The following is a 5,478-nucleotide window of genomic DNA, read 5'->3' on the forward strand; positions in this document are numbered from 1 at the left end:
GCCTACAACACCTGGGGCGGCTCCAACCACTATCAGGGCATCACCGGGCCGGATCGCAACCAGTATTCGCCCATCGTCTCGACGCAGCGCCCCTGGTGCCGTGGCTTCGTCGTGCTGCCCAAGGATGCGCCGCGTGTGCCGCTGGAGGTCGCTGTGCCGCCGAAGACCGTGCCGCGCTATCCGCACATGGAGTGGGCGCTCGCCACCGGCCATTCGAAGAAATACGCTTCGTCCGGCTGGGCCAGCTACGACAGCCATTTTTTCCGCTTCGCCGAACAGGCCGGCTATGGCGTCGATCTCGCCAGCCAGCATGATCTGCATTTTTCGCCGGAAATTCTCGACGTCTATGACTGCGCCGTGTTCGTCGGCCATGACGAATACTGGACCTGGGAAATGCGCGATGCCGTCGACGCCTATGTCGAGCGCGGTGGCCATGCAGCGCGCTTTGCCGGCAATTTCATGTGGCAGACGCGGTTCGAAGACGAGGGCCGCCGGCAGGTCTGCTACAAATATCGCTCGCGTGCCGAAGATCCGGCCTATCTCCCAGACGGCGACGTCACCCGTGCCACCAATTCCTGGGAGGCGCCGGAAATTGGCCGGCCGGGTTCGGCGACCTTCGGGCTCAACGCGACGCGCGGTGTCTATGCCGGCTGGGGCGGCTGTGCACCGCGCGGCGTGCGTGGTTTCCCGGTCTACCGGCCCGAGCATTGGGCCTTCGCCGGCACCGGCATCTACTATGGCGACCTGCTGGGCGCCGACAGCCATGTCTATGGCTATGAGGTCGACGGGCTCGACTTCGAGATACGCGGCGGCCTGCCCTACCCGACTGCGACCAGCGGCGCGCCAGATGGCCTGCAGGTTCTCGCCGTCGGCATGGCATCCCAGGTCGAGGAAAGCGCCGATATCCCGATCGAGGACCAGTTCCTCACCGACGAAGACGGCCGCTTCACCGCCGAAACGTTGTTTGGCGAGGCGAGCGACGCCAATCTGGAAAAGGTCAAACGCGGCAACGGCATGATCGTCAATTTCCCGCGCGGCAAGGGCGAGGTGTTCCATGCCGGAAGCTGCGAATGGGTCGCCGGCCTGCTAAGACAGGACCCGATGGTCGAACGCGTCACGAAAAATGTCCTCGATCGTTACCTCGGAAAGCCCTGACATGTCGAAAGTCCAATCCGCCGTTCAAGAAACCGAAGCCCGGCGAGACTCGCATCTGTTCTATCTGTCCAGCCTACGCCGGCCGCTGATCGACCGCGCCGAAGGCATCTACATGTGGACGCAGGACGGCCGCTGCTTCATCGATGGCTCGAGCGGCCCGATGGTGGCCAATATCGGCCATTCCAATCGCAATGTGCTCGACGCCATGAAGCGGCAGATGGACCGCGCCACCTTCGCCTATCGGCTGCATTTCGAGAACGAGCCGGCGGAGGAGTTGGCGCGGGAGTTGGCCGGCAAGCTGCCGGAGGGCATGGACCGCATCTTCTTCGTCTCCGGTGGCTCGGAGGCGACGGAATCCTGCATCAAGCTGGCGCGGCAATGGGCGGTCGCCACCGGCCAGGCCAGCCGCTGGAAGGTGATCACGCGTTTCCCCTCCTATCATGGTGGCACGTTGGGTTCGCTCTCGATCACCGGCGACGATGCGCTGGCCGAAACGTTCGAGCCGATGATGCGGGTGATGCCAACCGTGCCGGCGCCGAATGCCTGGCGCGACCGCGACAATCTCTCGATTGAGCAGCGCGGCATCCGCTATGCCGACATGCTGGAGGAGAAGATTCTTGCGGAAGGTCCAGACAGCGTGGTTGCCTTCATCATGGAGCCGATCGGCGGTGCGGCGACCGCGGCGCTGGTGGCCCCGGACAGTTATTATCCACGCATCCGCGAGATCTGCGACCGCTACGGCATCCTGCTCATCCACGACGAAGTCATGAGCGGTGCCGGCCGCACCGGCAAATTCCTCGGCGGCGATCACTGGAACTGCAAGCCAGACATCGTCGCCTTGTCGAAGGGGCTGGGCTCCGGATATGCGCCGCTTGGCGCACTCGCCGCACCGATGCGGCTGGTGCAGCCGTTGCTCGCCTCCGGCGGCTTCCAGCACGGCCACACCTATGCCGGCAATCCGCTGGCCTGTGCCGCCGGCCTGGCTGTGCTCGGCGAAATGGACCGGCTCGACCTGATCGCCAATGCGGCAGCCATGGGCGACGTGCTGATGGACGGGCTTAAAGGCCTGGCGAAGCGGTTTCCGTTCCTTGCCGACGTGCGTGGCAAGGGCCTGCTCACCGGCGCCCAGATGGTCGCCGATCCCGAGACCCTAAAACCGATCGACCAGAACAAGAAAGCCACGCAGCGGCTGCTCGACCTCGCCTATGAACGCGGGCTGATCATCTATGGCCGCAGGGTCAAGGGCGGCGTCGACGGCGACAATTTCATGGTCGCGCCACCGATGATCGTCACGGCCGAGCAGGTCGGCGAGATCATCTCCATCATCGGTGACTCGCTGGAGGTTCTGGCCGCCGAGCTCGACCTGCCGGTCGGAGGCCAGGGGTAAGAAATGGCACCGCGAAAAGTCATCATCACCTGCGCCGTCACCGGCTCGGTGCACACGCCGTCCATGTCGCCCTATCTGCCGGTGACGCCGGACCAGATCGCCGCAGACGCGATCGCGGCGGCGGAAGCCGGCGCCTCGATCCTGCATCTGCACGCCCGCGACCCCAGAGATGGCCGCCCGACCGCCGATCCGGACGTCTACATGCAGTTCCTGCCGCGCATCAAGCAGGCGACCGATGCAGTGATCAACATCACCACCGGCGGCTCGTCGCTGATGACGCTGGACCAGCGGCTGGCAGCCCCTTTGCGGGCCGAACCCGAAATGTGCTCGCTCAACATGGGTTCGATGAATTTCGCGCTGTTCCCGATGCTCGACAAGCCGAGGGAATGGCAGCACGAATGGGAACCCAAGCTGCTGGAAGCCACCCGCGACACGATCTTCAAGAACACCTTCGCCGATATGGAAGCGGTGCTGGAAAGACTGGGAAAGGGCTGCGGCACGCGCTTCGAATTCGAATGCTATGATGTCGGCCATCTCTATTCGCTGGCGCATTTTCGCGATCGGGGGTTGGTGTCGGGACCGCTGTTCATCCAATTCGTCCTTGGCATATTGGGCGGCATCGGCGCCGACCCGGACAATCTCGTCCACATGAAGCGGATCGCCGACAAATTGTTCGGCGACAGCTACCAGTTCTCGGTGCTCGCCGCCGGCCGCCAGCAGATGCCGCTGATCTCAATTGCAGCAGCCATGGGCGGCAATGTCCGTGTCGGGCTGGAGGACAGTCTCTATGACGGCCGCCAGCTGGCGAAATCCAATGCCGATCAAGTGCGCCGTATCCGTGGCATTCTCGACGGGCTGTCGCTGGAGGTTGCAACGCCCACCGAAGCGCGCGACATGCTGGCGCTCAAGGGCGGCGACCGGGTGGCGTTTTGAGATGCTGATCTGAGATGAACCTGCAATGATTGCCTCGCCCAAAATCCGCCTCCGCCCCGGCCGAGTGGAAGATGTCGAAACCATCCACGCCGCGATCCTGAAACTCGGCACGCATATCGGTGCGCCGGAGGAGATCATTTCGACAGCAGATGATTTGCGCACCTACGGCTTTGGTGAAAAGCCCGCTTTCTCCACCCTGATCGCCGAAGTGGGCGGCGAGTTTGCCGGCCTTTGCCTGCATTTCCCGATCTTTTCGACATGGATGGGGCGGCCTGGCGTCTATGTGCAGGACCTCTATGTCGAGGATCGTTTTCGCGGCCGCAAGATCGGCGAGCGGCTGCTGCGGCGTGTTGCGGCGCAGTGCCGGAAGGAAGGCGGCGTCTATCTCCGGCTGTCCGTCGACACCGACAATGAAGGGGCCAAGGCCTTCTACGAGAGGCTGGGCATCGCCTGGTCGAGCTACGAACAGACCCAAAAAATCATCGGCGAGGCCTTCTTTGCTTTCGCCGACGCGCCGGAAAACGGGGATCAGGAATGAAAGCCTTCTATGCCGAGGAACAGAAGCGCCACGACCCCAGGGCCTTTCTTTCGAGCGGCGCGGCACAGCCCAATCCGGAAAAGCCGGAGCGCATCGAGAGATTGTTAGTCGGCGCACTATCTGCGGGTTGCACGATCGAGCGACCTCGGGATCATGGGCTCGGCCCGGCCGCGGCGGTGCACACGCCGGAATATCTGGATTTCCTCGAGCATATCTACGCGCGCTGGCAGCGCATCGAGGGCGCTTCGGCCGAAGTGATCCCGAACATCCATCCGATTGCGCGCAATGGCTCCTATCCGGCCTCGGCGGTCGGCCAGGCCGGCTATCACATGGCCGACACGGCTTGCCCGATCTCGGGCGAAACATGGCAGAGCGCGCTGTGGAGCGCCTGGAGCGCGGTCGAAGCCGCCGAGGCGGTGATATCAGGCGCGCCGGCCGCCTACGCGCTGTGCCGCCCGCCCGGCCACCATGCCTTTGCCGATGTCGCCGGCGGCTTCTGTTTCATCAACAATTCGGCCGTCGCGGCGCAGGTTCTGCGCAAACAAGCCGCACGGGTGGCGATCCTCGATGTCGACCTGCATCACGGCAACGGCACGCAAGGCATCTTCTATGCACGGCCGGATGTGCTGACCGTCTCGCTGCACGCCGATCCGGTGCGCTTCTATCCGTTCTTCTGGGGTCATGCCGACGAGCGCGGCGAAGGGCCCGGCCTCGGCTATAATTTCAACCTGCCGCTGCCGCGCAAATCCGCGGACGCGGCGTTTCTCGAAGCGCTCGAGGTGGCCTTCCAGCGTATCCGTGCCTTTTCGCCCGACGCGCTCGTTGTGGCGCTCGGCCTCGACGCGTTCGAGGGCGATCCGTTCGGCGGACTTTCGGTGACGACGCCTGGCTTCTCGCGCATCGGCGAGGCCATCGCAAAGCTCGGCCTACCGACGGTCATCGTCCAGGAGGGCGGCTACCTCTGCGACGAACTCGGCGACAATCTCACGGCGTTCCTCACTGGTTTCGGCGGCAAGATGCGGTGAATGCTCAAGCCAGCGTCAGGAGCGCTGCTGCCTGAGCATGGCGATGACCCGATGCACACTTTCCAGCGTTTCGTCGATTTCGGCTGCCGTGTTGTAGTGAGCAATGCCGATGCGCACGACGCCATGCTCGGCTGGAATGCCGAGCTGGTGGACGATCTCCCAGGCGTAGTTGTGACCGGACCACAGGAAGATTTTTTCGGCGTTCATCAGCCGTACGATCGTTTCGGGCACGATGCCATCGACGGTGAAGGAAACCGTCGGCACGCGATCGCCGAGCCGCTTCGGATCGGTGATGCCGTGGACGGTCAGGCCCTCGATATCGGACAGGCCGTCGATCAGTTGTTGCGCCAGCGGGTTTTCGTACGCGATCGAAGCCGCGAACGCCTTGGCGATCTTCTGCCTTCTTGAACCGCCCTCGCTCGCCGCCGCGCCAAGGTCGG

At 63.9% G+C, this 5,478-nt stretch carries 6 protein-coding genes; 5 read left to right on the forward strand and 1 reads right to left on the reverse strand.

Annotated elements, in window-relative coordinates; genetic code table 11:
* The 5 genes from EN914_RS22425 to EN914_RS22445 all read left to right on the forward strand — a co-directional run.
* On the forward strand, window positions 1–1,155 hold a 1,155-nt coding region (locus EN914_RS22425; protein WP_127389268.1), incomplete at its 5' end, for a N,N-dimethylformamidase beta subunit family domain-containing protein.
* Window position 1,156: 1 nt separating this feature from the next.
* Window positions 1,157–2,542 carry an aspartate aminotransferase family protein gene (locus EN914_RS22430; protein WP_024504351.1) on the forward strand — a complete coding sequence of 462 codons (1,386 nt, stop codon included), beginning with the start codon at window positions 1,157–1,159 and terminating at the stop codon, window positions 2,540–2,542.
* Window positions 2,543–2,545: 3 nt separating this feature from the next.
* The gene (locus EN914_RS22435; protein WP_013532100.1) at window positions 2,546–3,475 is read left to right on the forward strand and encodes a 3-keto-5-aminohexanoate cleavage protein; all 930 of its coding nucleotides are present in this window, start codon (window positions 2,546–2,548) and stop codon (window positions 3,473–3,475) included.
* A 25-nt stretch (window positions 3,476–3,500) separates the two neighbouring features.
* Complete coding sequence (locus EN914_RS22440; protein WP_013532101.1) at window positions 3,501–4,013, forward strand: GNAT family N-acetyltransferase; 513 nt, start codon at window positions 3,501–3,503, stop codon at window positions 4,011–4,013.
* Window positions 4,010–5,038: a histone deacetylase family protein gene (locus tag EN914_RS22445; RefSeq protein WP_024504350.1), complete on the forward strand. Its 1,029-nt coding sequence runs from the start codon at window positions 4,010–4,012 to the stop codon at window positions 5,036–5,038. Before EN914_RS22440 ends, EN914_RS22445 begins: the two co-directional genes overlap by 4 nt.
* Window positions 5,039–5,053: 15 nt before the next feature.
* Here the strand turns inward: EN914_RS22445 and EN914_RS22450 are convergent.
* Window positions 5,054–5,478, reverse strand: a 425-nt coding sequence (locus tag EN914_RS22450; protein ID WP_127389269.1) for an aminotransferase class V-fold PLP-dependent enzyme, incomplete at its 5' end; no start/stop codon positions are given.

The sequence above is a fragment of the Mesorhizobium sp. M7A.F.Ca.CA.001.08.2.1 genome (assembly GCF_003998455.1).
GTDB lineage: Bacteria > Pseudomonadota > Alphaproteobacteria > Rhizobiales > Rhizobiaceae > Mesorhizobium > Mesorhizobium ciceri.

Bases quoted from the DNA above. Each gene is read 5' to 3' on its own strand.
- EN914_RS22430 (WP_024504351.1), top strand. From the start codon at position 1,157: ATGTCGAAAGTCCAATCCGCCGTTCAAGAAACCGAAGCCCGGCGAGAC.
- EN914_RS22435 (WP_013532100.1), top strand. From the start codon at position 2,546: ATGGCACCGCGAAAAGTCATCATCACCTGCGCCGTCACCGGCTCGGTG.
- EN914_RS22440 (WP_013532101.1), top strand. From the start codon at position 3,501: ATGATTGCCTCGCCCAAAATCCGCCTCCGCCCCGGCCGAGTGGAAGAT.
- EN914_RS22445 (WP_024504350.1), top strand. From the start codon at position 4,010: ATGAAAGCCTTCTATGCCGAGGAACAGAAGCGCCACGACCCCAGGGCC.